This is a genomic window from Hanstruepera marina, assembly GCF_019880635.1.
In the GTDB taxonomy this organism is placed as follows: Bacteria; Bacteroidota; Bacteroidia; order Flavobacteriales; family Flavobacteriaceae; genus Hanstruepera; species Hanstruepera marina.
Map to the genome: position 1 here is coordinate 1 of NZ_JAINVX010000005.1, position 16190 is coordinate 16190.

General features: G+C 35.0%; 10 protein-coding genes and 11 tRNA genes. 17 read left to right on the plus strand and 4 right to left on the minus strand.

What is annotated here, in order from left to right:
* The 17 genes from K7G76_RS12510 to K7G76_RS12585 all read left to right on the plus strand — a co-directional run.
* A partial coding sequence (locus tag K7G76_RS12510; RefSeq protein ID WP_223034572.1) for a T9SS type A sorting domain-containing protein occupies window positions 1-1221 on the plus strand: 1221 nt, incomplete at its 5' end.
* 57 nt (window positions 1222-1278) lie between these two features.
* A complete protein-coding gene (locus tag K7G76_RS12515) occupies window positions 1279-5361 on the plus strand; it encodes a T9SS-dependent choice-of-anchor J family protein (RefSeq protein ID WP_223034573.1) in 4083 nt (1360 codons plus the stop codon).
* Between the two features lie 139 nt (window positions 5362-5500).
* On the plus strand, window positions 5501-8086 hold the full coding sequence (locus K7G76_RS12520; protein ID WP_223034574.1) for a phosphoenolpyruvate carboxylase: 2586 nt from the start codon (window positions 5501-5503) through the stop codon (window positions 8084-8086).
* 56 nt (window positions 8087-8142) lie between these two features.
* Window positions 8143-8265 (plus strand): hypothetical protein, encoded by a 123-nt coding sequence (locus K7G76_RS15435; protein WP_255573018.1) that lies wholly within the window; start codon window positions 8143-8145, stop codon window positions 8263-8265.
* Between the two features lie 542 nt (window positions 8266-8807).
* Window positions 8808-9389: a tetratricopeptide repeat protein gene (locus K7G76_RS12525; protein WP_223034575.1), complete on the plus strand. Its 582-nt coding sequence runs from the start codon at window positions 8808-8810 to the stop codon at window positions 9387-9389.
* 50 nt (window positions 9390-9439) lie between these two features.
* Window positions 9440-9523, plus strand: a tRNA-Tyr gene (locus tag K7G76_RS12530).
* 6 nt (window positions 9524-9529) lie between these two features.
* Window positions 9530-9602: transfer RNA gene (locus tag K7G76_RS12535), tRNA-Cys, on the plus strand.
* A gap of 7 nt (window positions 9603-9609) precedes the next feature.
* Window positions 9610-9681, plus strand: a tRNA-Asn gene (locus tag K7G76_RS12540).
* A gap of 6 nt (window positions 9682-9687) precedes the next feature.
* A tRNA-Trp gene (locus K7G76_RS12545) sits at window positions 9688-9759 on the plus strand.
* 5 nt (window positions 9760-9764) lie between these two features.
* A tRNA-Asp gene (locus K7G76_RS12550) sits at window positions 9765-9836 on the plus strand.
* Window positions 9837-9938: 102 nt separating this feature from the next.
* Window positions 9939-10010 (plus strand) — tRNA-Glu (locus K7G76_RS12555).
* A 5-nt stretch (window positions 10011-10015) separates the two neighbouring features.
* A tRNA-Met gene (locus K7G76_RS12560) sits at window positions 10016-10088 on the plus strand.
* A gap of 7 nt (window positions 10089-10095) precedes the next feature.
* Window positions 10096-10168: transfer RNA gene (locus tag K7G76_RS12565), tRNA-Lys, on the plus strand.
* A 5-nt stretch (window positions 10169-10173) separates the two neighbouring features.
* Window positions 10174-10246 (plus strand) — tRNA-Arg (locus tag K7G76_RS12570).
* Between the two features lie 6 nt (window positions 10247-10252).
* A tRNA-Gln gene (locus tag K7G76_RS12575) sits at window positions 10253-10323 on the plus strand.
* Window positions 10324-10330: 7 nt separating this feature from the next.
* Window positions 10331-10403, plus strand: a tRNA-Phe gene (locus K7G76_RS12580).
* A 1688-nt stretch (window positions 10404-12091) separates the two neighbouring features.
* A complete protein-coding gene (locus K7G76_RS12585) occupies window positions 12092-13189 on the plus strand; it encodes a slipin family protein (RefSeq protein WP_223034576.1) in 1098 nt (365 codons plus the stop codon).
* A 45-nt stretch (window positions 13190-13234) separates the two neighbouring features.
* Here K7G76_RS12585 and K7G76_RS12590 read toward each other — a convergent pair whose 3' ends face one another.
* The 4 genes from K7G76_RS12590 to K7G76_RS12605 form a co-directional block, all read right to left on the minus strand.
* A complete protein-coding gene (locus K7G76_RS12590) occupies window positions 13235-13708 on the minus strand; it encodes a DsrE/DsrF/DrsH-like family protein (protein WP_223034577.1) in 474 nt (157 codons plus the stop codon).
* A gap of 12 nt (window positions 13709-13720) precedes the next feature.
* The gene (locus tag K7G76_RS12595) at window positions 13721-14029 is read right to left on the minus strand and encodes a TusE/DsrC/DsvC family sulfur relay protein (RefSeq protein ID WP_223034578.1); all 309 of its coding nucleotides are present in this window, start codon (window positions 14027-14029) and stop codon (window positions 13721-13723) included.
* 16 nt (window positions 14030-14045) lie between these two features.
* A complete protein-coding gene (gene sqr, locus K7G76_RS12600; RefSeq protein ID WP_223034579.1) occupies window positions 14046-15290 on the minus strand; it encodes a type III sulfide quinone reductase, selenoprotein subtype in 1245 nt (414 codons plus the stop codon).
* 350 nt (window positions 15291-15640) lie between these two features.
* The gene (locus K7G76_RS12605) at window positions 15641-16159 is read right to left on the minus strand and encodes a ferritin (protein WP_223034580.1); all 519 of its coding nucleotides are present in this window, start codon (window positions 16157-16159) and stop codon (window positions 15641-15643) included.
* Window positions 16160-16190 lie beyond the last annotated feature (31 nt).

Below are 16190 nucleotides of genomic sequence, written 5' to 3' on the forward strand. Positions count from 1 at the left end.
ACCGATGGTAATAACACGTACACGTATTCAGTAACAGAATTTGACAATATAGTAGCTAATGTAGCCTTTGGAACATACAACTACATATTTACCCGACCAGGTGCATGTGATGTTACGGGAACAGTAGTGGTAGACTGTAGTACCATAGAATCACAATCAGGCAATGTATTCTTACCGATAGTATCAGAAGATCAGACATCAGCAAATGTATTTGTATCGACATCGAGCAATCCAATAATAGGAGCTTGGGTAGATGGCGATATAGAATTGACCGATGGTAATAACACGTACACGTATTCAGTAACAGAATTTGACAATATAGTAGCTAATGTAGCCTTTGGAACATACAACTACATATTTACCCGACCAGGAGCTTGTGATGTTACGGGAACAGTAGTGGTAGACTGTAGTACCATAGAATCACAATCAGGCAATGTATTCTTACCGATAGTATCAGAAGATCAGACATCAGCAAATGTATTTGTATCGACATCGAGCAATCCAATAATAGGAGCTTGGGTAGATGGCGATATAGAATTGACCGATGGTAATAACACGTACACGTATTCAGTAACAGAATTTGACAATATAGTAGCTAATGTAGCCTTTGGAACATACAACTACACATTTACACGACCAGGTGCATGTGATGCAACAGGAACAGTAGTAGTAGACTGTAGTACCATAGAATCACAATCAGGCAATGTATTTTTACCGATAGTATCAGAAGATGCTTCAGTAGATGTTTCAGTAACGCAAAATGCAGAGATGTTTACTGCAAATGCTAGCGGTGCGGGAATTGAATATCAATGGATAGATTGTAATAATGGAAATGCGCCGATTGATGGTGAAATTAATCAAATGTTCACAGCAACATCAAATGGTAGTTATGCAGTTATTATCACAAATACTGATTGTGGCGTATCTGACACATCAGCTTGTTTTGAAGTAAATACGTTAAGTGTTTCTTCATTTGAAAGTCCATTAAACATTAAAGTATATCCTAACCCAGTAGTTAATAGCGTTAATGTATCATTAGGAAGAACTTATGAAGACGTTAACATTAAAGTATACTCAATTACTGGACAATTAATTAATTCTATTAATAAAACAAATAGTATTGACTGTAATATAGATATGTCAAACTTACCATCAGGAAATTACATATTAAAGATTAATGCAGATGGTAGCACCAAAACGTCTTTAATTATTAAGAAATAAGAATTAAAAATTGAATGCACCATTTCTAAAATGGTGCATTCTTAAATTAAAACTACTATGAAAAAAATAATACTATTCTTAATGTCGGTATTCATGATGAGTCTGACATTTGCACAAACTACATTAAATGAAGGTTTTGAAACCTGGCCAGCTAGTGGTTGGGAAATTTATCTTGAAGGACCTAGCACCAGAGGTTGGCGTCAAGATTTTGAGAATATTTCGCATACAGGCGAGCATTCAGCAGATTCGAATATTTCTAACGCTCAAATGGATAATTGGTTGATAAGTCCATTAATTAATGTGGTAAATGGAAATTATGAGTTAAAGTATTGGGAAATAAGCGATGAAAGGGATATTGAATTTTATGATAAATCTTCTGTTCTAATTTCTACTGGAAGTCCAAATCCAGCCAATGGTGACTATGTTGAAGTTTACGAAGCTAATGTTTTGAATACCACAGATTGGGAACAGCGTACTATAGATTTAAGTGCATACAATGGCGAAACCATATACATTGCATTTAGGCATGAAGGAACCTATCACCAATGGTTTGTAGACGACGTGACAGTAGCTCCATCTAGTTTTTCTGATGCCGCATTGATTAGCGTAAGTAATCCAGTTGGAGTTTCTGAAACTGGCGGAATTCAGTCTGTGGAGGTAGAACTACAAAATTTAGGAACTACAGTAATTAACGATTTTACCATAACTTGGGAAATAAACACGGTTTCACAACCTACATTTAATGGGACATCTCTTAACTTACAACCAGGACAAAGTACAACCATCGTATTGGGAAACTATGATTTTGCTTCAGAAGGATTTTACAATATTGATGCTCAGGTTAATTTATCCGGAGATTTTGACACGTCAAACGATCAAATAATTTCTACATACGAAGTTTCATCGTTTAAAGATGGTGGTATTGTTGCTATTACACCAGACGGGATGATTGCCAATCCAACAACGTTGGATGTTTTGGTTGCTGTTCAGAATTTTGGTATCAATACTATTGACATAGCAGAAATTGAGTGGTCTGTTAATGGTATAAATCAAACACCATTTACAACTAATAATTTAAACTTAGCTTCAGGGCAAACCACAACTGTTAACCTTGGACAATATGTATTTACAACAGGATTAAACGATTTAATAGTTACTTTAAATGTGTTAGGAGATATAGACTCCAGTAACGATCAATACCAACAAACTATACCCGTAGATGTGTTTTGGGAGAGCTTTGAAGGAGCGAGTTTTCCACCAGAAGGTTGGAGTATTAATTTTGGCGTTAGAGATGATGTTAATTTTGATGATCCAGTAGAAGGTAATTATTATTATGCATCGCAACCAGCTGAAAATTATTTTGGTGTTGTAACAGATACCTTATATACACCGTTACTAGAAATTGACAATGGTGATCATTTTAAATTTTTTATAAAAAGTAGCCTAGCACAAGCAACTAATCAAACTTTGGTTTGGAAAGATGGCATTTCAGGACAAGTCAATTTTATTGCAGATATTCCAAATACACCAGGGATGAATACATGGGAGCAACGCGATATTGATATTTCAGCCGCAGCAGGAGTGAACTATATTGGAATAGTTACAACATCCAGTAATAGTGGATTGACCAAATATGACTTATTTACTTCTGATGCCAAATTGTATCAGTTTAACAATGATTTAAAAGTGGTTAATGGGGAAATGTACTTTTTGGCAAGGCAGAATATTACTGAAAACTTTCCAGTTCAAATTAAGAATTTAGGTCAGAATAATGTTTTAGGTTCAGATTATACGATAAAGCTCATGGAAGCACCAAATACTGAATTAGCCTCTGTTAATGGTGTAAACCTTAATTCACTTGAAGAAGTAATTTTAAATATTAATCATTCTTTTTCTACAATAGAAAATAGTAAAAGGCTTTATTTTGAAATAGCTTTTGTAAACGATGACAACCCTTCAAACAATACATTTAGAGAAGCAGAAGTTAGTGTCGTACCTAACACAGTCGAAATTAATACTATTGGTGAATTAGAACAATATCTGAATATGCCTTTTACCCCAGGAGGTAATACTTTTTCCCTAGGCGAAGACGACTTAACAGAAGCCATGTACTATAATGAAGAGTTTAGTACCACAGGAGGATATGCCTATGGTGTAGCCTATAAATATGACAACCTTTTGCTTACGGATGAAGCGAAAGAATATCCATTACAAGTCTGGGTTACGCAAACAAGTGAAGAAAATTTGCAAGGAGGATGGACTGATAATGAAGACTTAATACTCGTATTTGATGGTGTTGCTGAAATACTACCAGGCTTCAACAAAGACTTATACATTCCTTTTAGTCAACCCATATTACTTAACGGAACTGAAAATGTCGTCATCAGGTCTTATCAGTATGATCCAGAATGGCCACCATCTATACTGCGTTTTATTGGTGATTTAGAAACTAGAGGTGAAACAAGAAGCATTGGTGCATTAGATGTTTTTGATTTAGATCCAGATAATCCACCAACAGGGTTTTTTGAAGACACAAATTATAATCAGACCCGATTTGTAATAGATCCAGTTTCATCAAGTGCGACAGTTTCAGGTACGGTATATGATTTAGCTACAAACGATCCTATTCCTGGAGCAACAATAGCTTTTGAAGGGTCTTCTATAACTGCGCAAACTGATATAAATGGTAATTACACATTGCCAGCATTACCATTTGGTTCATATAATATAACAGCAGGAGCAGATGGCTATTTAGATAACAACGAAACAATAGATTTTAATTCTTCATCCCAAACGCAAGATTTCTTTTTGAGTCAACTACCAGAAATTGTAGTTACAGGAACTGTTTTTGGGAACAATGCACCATCGACACCATTAGAGTCTGTGGAAGTAACTTTAACAAAAAACGGCGACATATTAGAAACAATATCGACGAATAGTTCTGGAGGTTTTACGTTTCCACTTGTTTATGGCGGTTCAGATTACGAGGTTAAATTATTCATGTATGGTTATGATGAAATGATAATACCTTTTGCAGCTGTTGACGCCGACATCAATTTTGGTAACATTATTTTAAGTGAAGAATTCATTAGTCCATTTGATGTTCAAGTTGATGGTAATACGGGGCCAACTGTGTCATGGAAAAGCCCAAAATTAAGTTCAAAAGTAAAATTACAACACGATTTTAATGAAGAATCCAATGGTTATGCAAACGAGCCTGATGAGGAAGTTTGGCTTGGTAATTATTATTTGGTGTCAGAGCTAACAACAATTACAAGTATTGAAATACAAACATCTATTTATCAAGGTGTAGAAGATTTTGTTACTATTGATATTATAGATTTAAACTCTAATGAAATATTAGCATCTAGTGAACCATTTTTAATTTTACAGAACAGTACGCAAGTTATTGATGTACCTAATATTGTAGTTAGTGATGCCTTTATGGCTGCAGTGCATTGGCAAAATAATGCTGAAACCACAAACTTTTTATCTGTTGATTACTCTGATGCTAATATTTTTAACGGAGCAGTTATTCGTTATCCAGGAGAGTTACCAGGATTATTATCAGATTTAATTGGAGTACCTAGTTCTTTTTTATTACGGGTTAATACTTTAGATGATGGTTCGCCAATTACAAATAACGAATCGGTAACATATAATATTTATCGTGGTTTAGCAAGTGAATTTCCAGATACATCCAACTGGACACAATTGAATGCTTCACCAGTATCCGATTTAGATCTAGTAGATACAGATGGAACCAATATAGACCCAAATGTGTTATACAGATATGCAGTTGAAACCATTTATACCAATGGTCAATCTGAAGTTACATTTTCTAATGAAATAATAGGTAGTCTACTAAGTACGACGGATTTCGATTTTATAGCATCTGATATTCAAATTTATCCTGTTCCAGCCGAGGATGATATTACTATTAAAATTTTGTCTAACATTCAATTAGACAAACCGGTAGAAATATATGATTCTCTAGGTAAGCAGGTATTAAGTATTTCACAATCAGAATTTAAAAATGGAGAGGTGACTAAAAGCGTAAACACATTGCAAAGTGGTATTTATTTTGTCAAGTTATATGCAGATAATACCGTTTTAACAAAAAAAATAATAGTGAAGTAGGTTAATATTTAGTAGTAGTTTTTTTCAAAAAGGCTCCAAGATCATGTATTTGATAAGGAGCCTTTTTATGTTTAAAAATTTGTCATTATTTAATTATTCATTTTGGCCAAGCTTTAGTATTTTTATGAAAAATGAGGTCATGCCAACGTCACCAAAATTAGTTCGGTTTAAACAAAATGTGCTGTCTAAATTTCAGATTTACAATAGTATTTTCATGACCCTTCCATTCGACTCCATTACAAAAACGGGAGCTTTATTACCACTTTTTCATGAAACTTGCGAATTGGGATTTAAACAGGGAGATAATCCTACGACCATAGTTGAAACGTTTTTTAAAAAATATCAAGCCAGACGTTCGGCAGAAAGTCAAATTAATTTATTGTTTCGATTTATCCAATATATCGAACGTCAAGTGGTTTTGTTTGATGCCATTGAAGACGCCGCCTTTCCAATAGTCAATAACATGGATGGTATTGGAACCTTACGGAGTTTAAAGGAAACGGCTGCTTCAGAAGGTAAAATGGAACAATTGCGTAATTATCTCAAGGCCTTTAAGGTTCGCATTGTATTGACAGCGCATCCTACCCAATTTTATCCAGGTGCTGTTTTGGGTATCATAACTGATTTGGATAATGCTATAAAAACCAATGACTTGCTAAAAATAAATGACCTATTGGCTCAATTAGGCAAAACGCCTTTCTTTAAGCATAAAAAACCAACGCCTTATGACGAGGCCGTTAGTTTAATATGGTATTTGGAAAATGTATTTTATAAGTCCTTCGGAAGCATTTTTGATTACATACAACAAAATATTTTTGATGATGAGGTCATTGAAAATGATATTATTAATATTGGTTTTTGGCCAGGAGGCGATCGTGATGGGAATCCCTACGTAACACCAGAGATTACCCTAAAAGTAGCGACGAGATTAAAACAAACCATTTTAAAAAATTACTATCGTGATGTCAGAAAACTTAAAAGGCGTTTGACCTTTGAAGGCATTGAAGATTGTATAACCTTATTAGAGCAAAAACTATATGCCATAAGTTTTGGTTCCAATATGGAGAGTGTCCTGACGCTATCCGAATTTAAAGAAGAGCTTCAGGAGATAAAAAATGAATTAATAGATAAGCATCAGTCATTGTTCGTTTCTGATGTCTCTAGTCTCATCAACAAAGTGCATTTGTTCGGGTTTCATTTTGCGGTATTAGATGTTCGTCAGGATAGTCGTGCCCATGATGCCGTATTTACCAGCATGGTTGATAGCTTAATTGCTCATGGTAGTAATATTTTTCCGAAAAATTACCACGACCTTACCCAAAAAGAACAAGTTGCAGTCCTATCTAAAATTCAAGGCGAAATAGACTTAAACCTTTTTGAAGATGAAGATGTTTTAAAAACGTTACAGACCATTAAAGTTATAAAAACCATTCAAGATGCCAATGGTGAGCGTGCTGCAAACCGCTATATTATTAGTAATAATCAAACGACTTTAAATGTCATGCAATTGTTTGCCATGCTCAAGTTAGTGGCTTTTCATGATGAGTTAACCGTGGATATTGCGCCATTATTTGAAACAATCGAAGATTTGGAAAACGCGCCTCAAGTGATGGAAGAATTGTACACAAATCCAAATTATGCAACTCATTTAAAGAAGCGTGGTAACAAACAAACTATCATGTTAGGATTTTCTGACGGTACCAAAGACGGTGGGTATCTTATGGCTAATTGGGGTATTTATCGAGCTAAAGAGCGCCTGACCGAAGTATCCAGAAAATATGATGTAACAGTTATTTTCTTCGATGGTCGTGGCGGACCACCAGCTCGTGGTGGCGGTAAGACACATCAGTTTTATGCATCCCTGGGCCCTACGATTGAAGATAAGGAGGTGCAGTTAACCATTCAGGGGCAAACTATTAGTTCCAATTTTGGCACGTTGGATTCTTCACAATACAATTTGGAGCAATTAATAAGTTCCGGTATTTATAATCGCCTGAATGAAAGTAATTTGGCCATGTCACCTGAAAACCGAAAAATAATTAATGATTTGGCCGAAAGAAGCTACAAGGCCTATTCAGATTTCAAAAGTCATAGCATGTTCTTGCCCTATTTAGAGCGTATGAGTACTTTGAAATATTATGCTAAAACCAATATTGGGAGTCGTCCATCAAAACGAGGAAAATCTTCTGAACTGGTGTTTTCTGATTTGAGAGCCATACCCTTTGTAGGAAGTTGGAGCCAGTTAAAACAAAACGTTCCGGGATTTTTCGGCGTTGGTACAGCATTGAAACATTATGAAGATTCAGGAGTATTTGATAAAGTAAAACAACTGTATCAGAGTTCCAGTTTTTTCAAAACCTTAATTGAAAATAGTATGATGTCCTTATCTAAATCATTTTTTGATTTAACCAAGTATATGGCTGATGATCCTGAATTTGGGGAGTTTTGGAAAATTATATACACTGAATATGAAACATCAAAACGGCTCATACTCAAACTGACGGGATATAAGGTTCTTATGGAAGAAGAACCAGCTGGAAAGGCGTCAATTGATGTTCGCGAGTCTATTGTGCTACCGTTATTAACTATTCAACAATATGCACTCAAGAAAATTCAGGAATTGCAAAAAACAAAGCCAGAAGCCAAAGAAGAAATTGAGGTTTTTGAAAAATTAGTGACCCGTTCACTTTTCGGAAATATTAACGCCAGTAGGAATTCAGCATAAATTTTAGGCGATTCGTTTGGATTATTAACTCATAAAATGGCATATTTGTACCACAAATGAGAAAAACAATAGTACATAAAGCACCTTGGTCACTGTTAAGTCAGTGCGATTATCGTGGAATTGAGATGAAAAATCTATTTCCAAAAGGGACGTTTATTGCTATTTTTAACCGAATTTAAGTGTGAATTAAATCAACTAAATATATAATAACAGTAAGCGTCCAAGAAATTGGGCGCTTTTTTTATGAAAAAAAACAATTTTTTTGAACAAAATTTTAAAAAACTAAAATAAAAGGCATTGAAGATTAAGCGATTGAGAGACAGTCTATTGCATAAAATCTAGAATATCTGAAGTAATTCGGACAGGAATAACTATGACTTAAATTACTGAAAATCAAATAGTTAAATCAAAATTTTATTTGCATAATAAAAAAATCCATTTCATATTTGCATCGCAGAATTAAACAATCCATCTGCTAACAATTTTTAAAAACAAGAAGCCATGCTAATACATAACATGTATCAAAATGAGAGTTGCGAGTTTAAATCGCAAAATGGGCTTCGGACGTTTCTGTAAAATTCTTTCCAGAAATAAATCCGAAGCAAATCAAACTGTTTCGGATTTTTTATTTCACAAAAAATCAAGAAAACTAAATCTAAACAGTTTTGCATTCGCATATATCATGCGAAGCATTAAACAATTAAAATTTTAGAAAGAAATTATGGAAAATAATTTACATAACGTCTATTTGTTTCGCGCAATAGAAGCTTACCCATGGGAACTTGAAAAAGCTATTGAGGCATTAAATTACGCTTTGTCTTATGATCCTGAAAATGTTAAAGCTTTAAGTCTCATGGCTGCGATACAAATTGAACAGTTAGGAAACTATGAGTTGGCAAAAAGCTATTACCAAAAAGCTTTGTCTGTGAGTTTGGAAGTTCCGTTCATATATCCTGAATATATCAGATTGTTGATTAACTATGGAGACTATGAAGAAGCTCAAAACTTAATTGAATTTGCTGTAACTGTCAAGGGTATTGATAAGGCTGGTATTATGTTGAATCAAGGTTTGTTGTATGAGGTACAGGAACAATTTGATTTGGCAGAGAATACCATAAAAGAAGCAAAGCAATTAGCTATGAATAATGATTTCATTAGCTATGCTGACGAGATATTATCTAGAGTAAGTAAAAAGCATAAGTTCCAAAAAAATAAGGAACGAAAACTCGAAAACTTACAAAAGAAGGTAGAAGAAGAAACCAAAACAAACTGGTTTCAGAATAGGTTGAATAGTTTATTATAAAAAAAGGAGGTTTTAATAATCGGCAAACGTAATTGTTTGCCGATTATCAAGGGAATTCGTCAGCGTGGGAGAGCTGAAGCAGTCTGTAACACTGTTGTTTAATAACTGAGTAGGTTCGAATCCTACAATTCCCACAATTGGACAAGGTGGCTGAATGGTTAAGGCAGCAGATTGCAAATCTGTTTTATATGAGTTCGAATCTCATTCTTGTCTCATAATCGATATTGTAGCTCAATGGTAGAGCAAGTAGCTGTTAACTACTAGGTTGAAAGTTCGAATCTTTCCAATATCGCAAAAAGCGTTTGTGGTGTAATGGGTAGCATATAAGTCTCCAAAACTTATGGTTGAGGTTCAAATCCTTACAAACGTGCAAATAGTACCGTAACTCAATGGTTGAGTGCTCGACTGTCTCTCGAGAAGTTGCGAGTTCGAATCTCGTCGGTACTGCAAAATATTGGAGAGTAGGCAAATATTGGTTTGTTGTGCTTACCTGCTAAGTAAGTTTACCAAAAGGTAATGAAGGTTCGATTCCTTTGCTCTCCGCATAATGCTCTATTAGCATAGTGGTTAGTGCATCTGGTTTTCTCCTAGAAGACAAGGGTTCGATTCCCTTATAGAGTACAAAATGAGATATAGCTTAACTGGTAGAGCATCGCTCTCATAAGGCGAAAAGTTTAGGTTCGACTCCTAATATCTCAACTATAATTGAGGTGTAGCTTAATTGTTAAAGCACCGAGCTTTTAACTCGGGTGATTTAGGTTCAAGTCCTAATACCTCAACAAATAAACTCATGGTGTAATTGGAAAGCATCCAAGGCTACGAACCTTGTGGTACAGGTTCGAGTCCTGTTGGGTTTACAAAAGTAATCCGTGGTGTAATGGTGGCATTCAAGAATTTGACTCTTGAGGTAAAGGTTCAAGTCCTTTCGGATTATCTAAATAGGAACAGTAGCAAAGTTGGTCAATGCAACGCACTGAAAATGCGAGGATACAGGTTCAATTCCTGTCTGTTCCACAAGAGCTGAATTAAAACAGTTAAAAATATACGTTCATTGAAATATACGATCTCTAATATTTTAGGGTTCGTTTAACAAAAAATCGTCATTATTAAATGATGGGGCGGCTTATCGTCTTTAGATAAACTTGGTAACAAGGATAAATCTGTTTGCAGGTACTGTAAATGGAGACTGTAATCTTTTGAAAGCAGTACAGGTAAGCAAGCAACAAACATAAATCACAATTTTCAAGGGGCAACCGCTGAGGGAAATTAGGGTTCATAGCCAATATTTTGGAAGCTTGAGATGGAGACATCAATAGGAAAAGTTGTAGTAGAGGGTTACGTGGAGGTCATCCAGCCTTACGGAGCATTCTGCAGTATAAGAGTTATCTGATTGGAAACAATTCGACAACTTAAAATACCGTGTGTTGGGAGACATGCAAGAAGAAGGTTGGTATTTTGTGGGCAAAAATCCACGAAGCCATTTCCGAAGCCCTTCTTCTAGGCCAAAATCTTAATAGTCTAGGTTCGAGTCCTGGTATCAAAACCATTTTTGAAGATAGCTCAATTGGTAGAGCACTGTACTTTTAATACAGAAAAGATAACCGCAAAAGACTTCGGGCACTGTAATAGTTAGTAGTTGCCTAAACCCATTGTAATATATGGGATAGTTGAGGTCGCAAACCTTTACTATGTGGTAAACATTCTAATAGGCCGCCTTGAAGAAGGACGCCTATGAATGGTGAGGGAGCCAACCCTTGTAATTGCAAAGCGTGGATAATAAGCCACTATGCAAGCCAAGTCTAAGTTGCCGAACAGTTACAGTGTATTTTGGCATCAGACAAGTACGTGATTCCTTAAGCAATAGGAAGATCGTGGAAAACTAAGGAAAGGATTGTCTATAATCTTAGGAAAGCTTGTCTATAAGTGAAGGTATTCTCAGCGCACTTTTTAAAAATATCAAGCTAGTCGTGTTGGGTGTTTCGGTATAGCACTATTGTATGAAAGGTTGCGGTTTCGTATCACAGTTTCATATTCAACTAGACTTGAAGGATGGACTGTTATCCAAAAAATAGTCGCGACTCTATAGGTCGTGGGTTCGACTCCCACTCTCATTTTTTTTGAGATAGTTCAGTTGGTTAGAACAATAGATTATTTGTGCAGGTTCGAGCCCTGCAACGGTTTTAGTTACCGTTTAACTCAATTGGCAGAGTGCTACACTTTTAATGTAGAAGAAGGGTTTAGTAGATCCACCAAAGCTTATCATCTTGTAAAACTGATAGCCATGCAGTTTGTCAAAACTGCTCATCAAAAATTGACAAAATAGTCAGGTTGTGAATCGGCAAGTAATAAACCAAAAGGTTTTTGACTGGCAATCTTGAAAGTACCTTGAAATACTGATTTGTAATATACCAAAGCTAAATTAAGTTTTGTAGTTAGATTATTAACTAGAGCATGCATTTGATTTCGCATTTTTAATCCCATTGCTCAACACGTTTAGTCTCAGTTATTACTATGAGAATTTCCGTACCGAAAAGATGATTTACAATCTGCTATTTTATATATAAAAGACTAAAAATTTAAAAATAAACTTCAAAACCAAATGAACTCGTTATTTGGCGATGAAGCGTGCAACCCTTCCGTTACAGGTTTTGCCACGTCCATAGTGGACAAATTAGAATGTTTAATTTAAATAATTAGAAACAATGAAACGAGTAAGAATTAATGCAGGAAAAGTAGGTTTAGTTTTCAAAAATGGTGATTACTTGAGAGTAATTACACAAGGAAAACATTGGCTTGGTTTTAATCAACGTGTATTGATGTACGACCTTGCAAACACCTTTGTGGCTCCAATAGCGTTAGAACTCTTACTAAAAGACGAAACGCTAAAAGCGATGTTAGACGTGATTGAGGTTAAAGATGGTGAACTAGTTTTAATTTATGAAAAAGGTAACTTCAAAACGGTTTTAACTGCTGGACGTTACGTGTACTGGAAGGGTTTGATTGAGCGTGAGTTTGTACGTGCCGATTTGAGCAAAATTTATATTACTGAAAAAATTGACAAGTCACTATTCAGCAATTATGAATTGAGCAAATACATTCGCGCATTTGAAGTTGCAACTTATGAAAAAGCAGTGCTTTTGGTTGATGATGTATATACCAAAACTTTAGAAGGTGGTACATACAGATTTTGGAGAAACGATACAACCATTAAAATCGCTAAAGCCGATTTGCGTCAATTGCAATTGGAAATTTCAGGTCAGGAATTGTTGACAAAAGACAAAGCTGCAATCCGTATCAACTTTTATACACAGTATAAGGTTACAGATATCGAAAAAGCACTTTTGGAAAACAAAGATTACGAAAAGCAACTGTACATTACAATGCAATTAGTATTGCGTGCATATGTTGGAGCTTACATTTTGGATGAATTGCTGGAGCGTAAAGATAATATTGCAGAAGCGGTGTTTGAAGACGTAAAAACGAGTGCAACTAAATTGGGTGTAAGCGTTTTGAACTGCGGAATTAGAGATGTGATTTTAACAGGTGAAATGAAAGAAATCATGAACCAAGTTTTGGTTGCACAAAAACAAGCTCAAGCCAACATCATCACACGTCGTGAAGAAACAGCTTCTACACGTAGTTTGCTAAACACAGCAAAACTAATGGAAGAAAACGACATGTTGTATAAGCTTAAGGAGATGGAGTATGTTGAAAAAATCGCCGATAAAATTGGCGAAATTACCATAGCAGGTAATGGCAACATCGTAACACAATTGAAAGAGATTTTCTCTGGAAAATAGGTGGTGTAGAAAAAATGCGTTAGAAATTTCTAACGCATTTTTGTTTTATATAAACAGTAGCTGACAACCTTCTTGGTCTGCCCTGCTATAAAAATCGCCTATGGTAAGTATGCCATCCAAATCATCTATTAAGTCTTCACGATCAAGGTGGAACATATCCACGGCTAACTTACAGGCCCAAAGTTTACAACCAGAGTCTGATAGGATTTCCAAGAACTCATCAACAGGAGGCATATCCAATTTATCCATTTCTTTTTTCATCATTTTTGTCGCCAAGGCCTCCATTCCTGGTAAACCACCAATCATGGTTGGGATATGCATTCCCGGATTACCAACTGTGGCTACTTTTAGGTGTTCAAGTTTTTTCTTTTGAATGGCTTCTAGTCCAAAAAACGTAAAGAATATTTCAGATTCTATACCTTCCATTCTAGCTCCATTAGCCATTACAAAGGCAGCATACGCATTTTCTATTGTTGCTTTTGATAGTATAAAAAGCATCTTCTTAACTTTTGTGCTCATAGTTTCTACGTTTTAAATACAACTTTTAGGTTTTGGAATTCCAGCAATTAACGTTGCTTTTTTTAATGGTCCAGCTGGGAATAGCGCATAGAACTCTTTAATGTTGATGACACCACTTTTTTTGATTCCTCTAATAGACAAAGGTTCTTCATTTTTGTATTTATCGTGTATATAGTCTATTACTTCCCAATGCTTGTCAGTCATTTCTATTTCTTGTTCTTTGGCCAGTTCATTTCCAATGTCTTTGTTCCATTGTGAGAAATCGGTTAAATAGCCTTCGTCGTTTACATCAATTTCTGTATTTGCTATAAATTTTTTCATGATCTTTAGTATTTAATTATGTTGTTTTTTCAAATTCTTTTCCTTTTTCTGACATGGTAGCTGATACAAAAGGAATATGAATACCTTTAATGAGCATATTCCAATAAATCCATCTAAATGCCATTTTACCCATATGATTTGTTCTGCTTTCTTTTAATAGTTTTAATGGACCAACTCCTGGAAATGGGAATGTGCCTTCAACAGGCTCGTGGGTATAGTTAAAATCAATCAAAAGCGCCTTTCCGTTTCCTGTTTCAATAAAGCAATTGGCGTGTCCGTCAAACTCTTCTTTTAAAGGTTCTCCTTCAATAAATCTCAATATGTTTTCGGTTAAAATTTCGGCTTCAAAATGGGCTACAGAACCAGCTTTAGAAGCTGGTAAATTTGTAGCATCACCTATGGCAAATATATTTTCGTAGTCTTTAGTTTGAAGGGTAGCTTTATGAGTAGGAACAAAATTTAAATCGTCTCCCATTCCAGAACGCTCAATTAATGCGTCTCCCATATTTGTAGGCACAGTAACTAATAGGTCATATTCAACTTCAGTATCTGCATAGTCTATTATTTTGTTGTTTTCATAATCAACACGCTCAATATTAAAGTCAGTAACTTCTTTAATGTTCTTTTCTTCCAATAAATAATGAAGCGCTTCGGTAGCTTTAGGTTTGGTAAATGCGCCACCCAATGGTGTTACATACGTAATATCTACCTTATCTCGCATACCTTTGTTTTTAAAGTAAGAGTCTGCCAAAAAAGCAAATTCCAAAGGAGCAACGGGACATTTAATGGGCATTTCGGTAATGTGAACGACTAATTTTCCGCCTTTCCAGTCTCTTAATTTATTTCGTAGTGCTTTAGCACCTTCATAGGTATAGAAATCGAATACACTTTTATGCCATTCAGGGCCATTCATACCTTCAATTTCGTCTGGAGCTATTTTAGTACCCGTAGCGATAATTAGGATGTCATAATTTAAAGTTGTTCCGCTTTCTAGTTTAACCTGATTATTTTCTGGAACGATTAATTCAATCTTTTCCTGAATATAATTAACGTGTTTAGGGATAAATTTTTTGCCCTTTTTTTTAACTTGTTTTGTAGTATATATATCAAAAGGCAAGAACAAAAAACCAGGTTGATAATAATGGGTTTTGTATTGATCTATTACAGTAATTTTCCAATCCTTTTTTGGGAGTTTTGAAACCAAATGATTAGACATCATAGTTCCTGAAGTACCAGCTCCCAGAATAACTAAATTTTTCATAATCTTACGTTTATACAGTAAAATTACGACCCAAAAAGTTTTTAAAACATGATTTTAGTCATGCTAAAATGTAATCAATAATTCTGATGAGAAGTTATAACTAGGCTACCTTTTTAAGTAAATCAAAACAAGGGCATTTACCGCAACGCTTGTTCTCGCCTTTTTTATATTTTTTGCAACACTTACTTTTTACCTTATCAGCATTAATAACACCTGCCTTATGTAAGGTTTTTAAAGCCTTTTTATGTTGCTTTTTTTCTTTTTTCTTCTTGCCCAATGTATGCTAACTTGTAGAATGTGAGGCAAAAATAATTATTTTTATTAATTCTAAATAAACTTAATTGTTAAAATTATTCAGGGCTTTCAGAAGCCGCTGTGCTGACAGTCATTTGCTGAATGTCTCTATCGAATAAATACAAACCACCTTTATCGTTTCCTATCATATTTATTTTATCAAGAATGGTGCGAGCCATAGCTTCTTCCTCAATTTGTTCAGCAACATACCATTGTAAGAAGTTATGCGTAGAATAGTCTTTTTCCTGTAAAGCGATATGAACCAATTCATTAATACTTTCTGATACAAACACTTCATGTTCAAATAATTTTTCAAACATTTCCTTGAATGATTTAAAGGTCACATTAGGTGCTTTTAATGCTGAAATATGAGCATGTCCACCACGCTCGTTTACATATCTAACTAGTTTAAGCATATGCGCACGCTCTTCATCAGATTGTGAATACATAAAACCGGCTACACCTTCAAGCCCTTTTACTTCAGCCCAACAAGCCATTGCTAAATAGATTTGAGAGGATTCAGCTTCAACTCTAATTTGATCATTTAACGCCTTTTCTATTTTTTTTGATAACATAGTGTCTTTGATTTTACGTAAAGTTAATCAA

Coding starts and splice junctions, on each gene's coding strand:
- K7G76_RS12515 (WP_223034573.1), top strand. CDS start 1,279: ATGAAAAAAATAATACTATTCTTAATGTCGGTATTCATGATGAGTCTG.
- K7G76_RS12520 (WP_223034574.1), top strand. CDS start 5,501: ATGCCAACGTCACCAAAATTAGTTCGGTTTAAACAAAATGTGCTGTCT.
- K7G76_RS15435 (WP_255573018.1), top strand. CDS start 8,143: ATGAGAAAAACAATAGTACATAAAGCACCTTGGTCACTGTTAAGTCAG.
- K7G76_RS12525 (WP_223034575.1), top strand. CDS start 8,808: ATGGAAAATAATTTACATAACGTCTATTTGTTTCGCGCAATAGAAGCT.
- K7G76_RS12585 (WP_223034576.1), top strand. CDS start 12,092: ATGAAACGAGTAAGAATTAATGCAGGAAAAGTAGGTTTAGTTTTCAAA.
- K7G76_RS12590 (WP_223034577.1), bottom strand. CDS start 13,708: ATGAGCACAAAAGTTAAGAAGATGCTTTTTATACTATCAAAAGCAACA.
- K7G76_RS12595 (WP_223034578.1), bottom strand. CDS start 14,029: ATGAAAAAATTTATAGCAAATACAGAAATTGATGTAAACGACGAAGGC.
- sqr (WP_223034579.1), bottom strand. CDS start 15,290: ATGAAAAATTTAGTTATTCTGGGAGCTGGTACTTCAGGAACTATGATG.
- K7G76_RS12605 (WP_223034580.1), bottom strand. CDS start 16,159: ATGTTATCAAAAAAAATAGAAAAGGCGTTAAATGATCAAATTAGAGTT.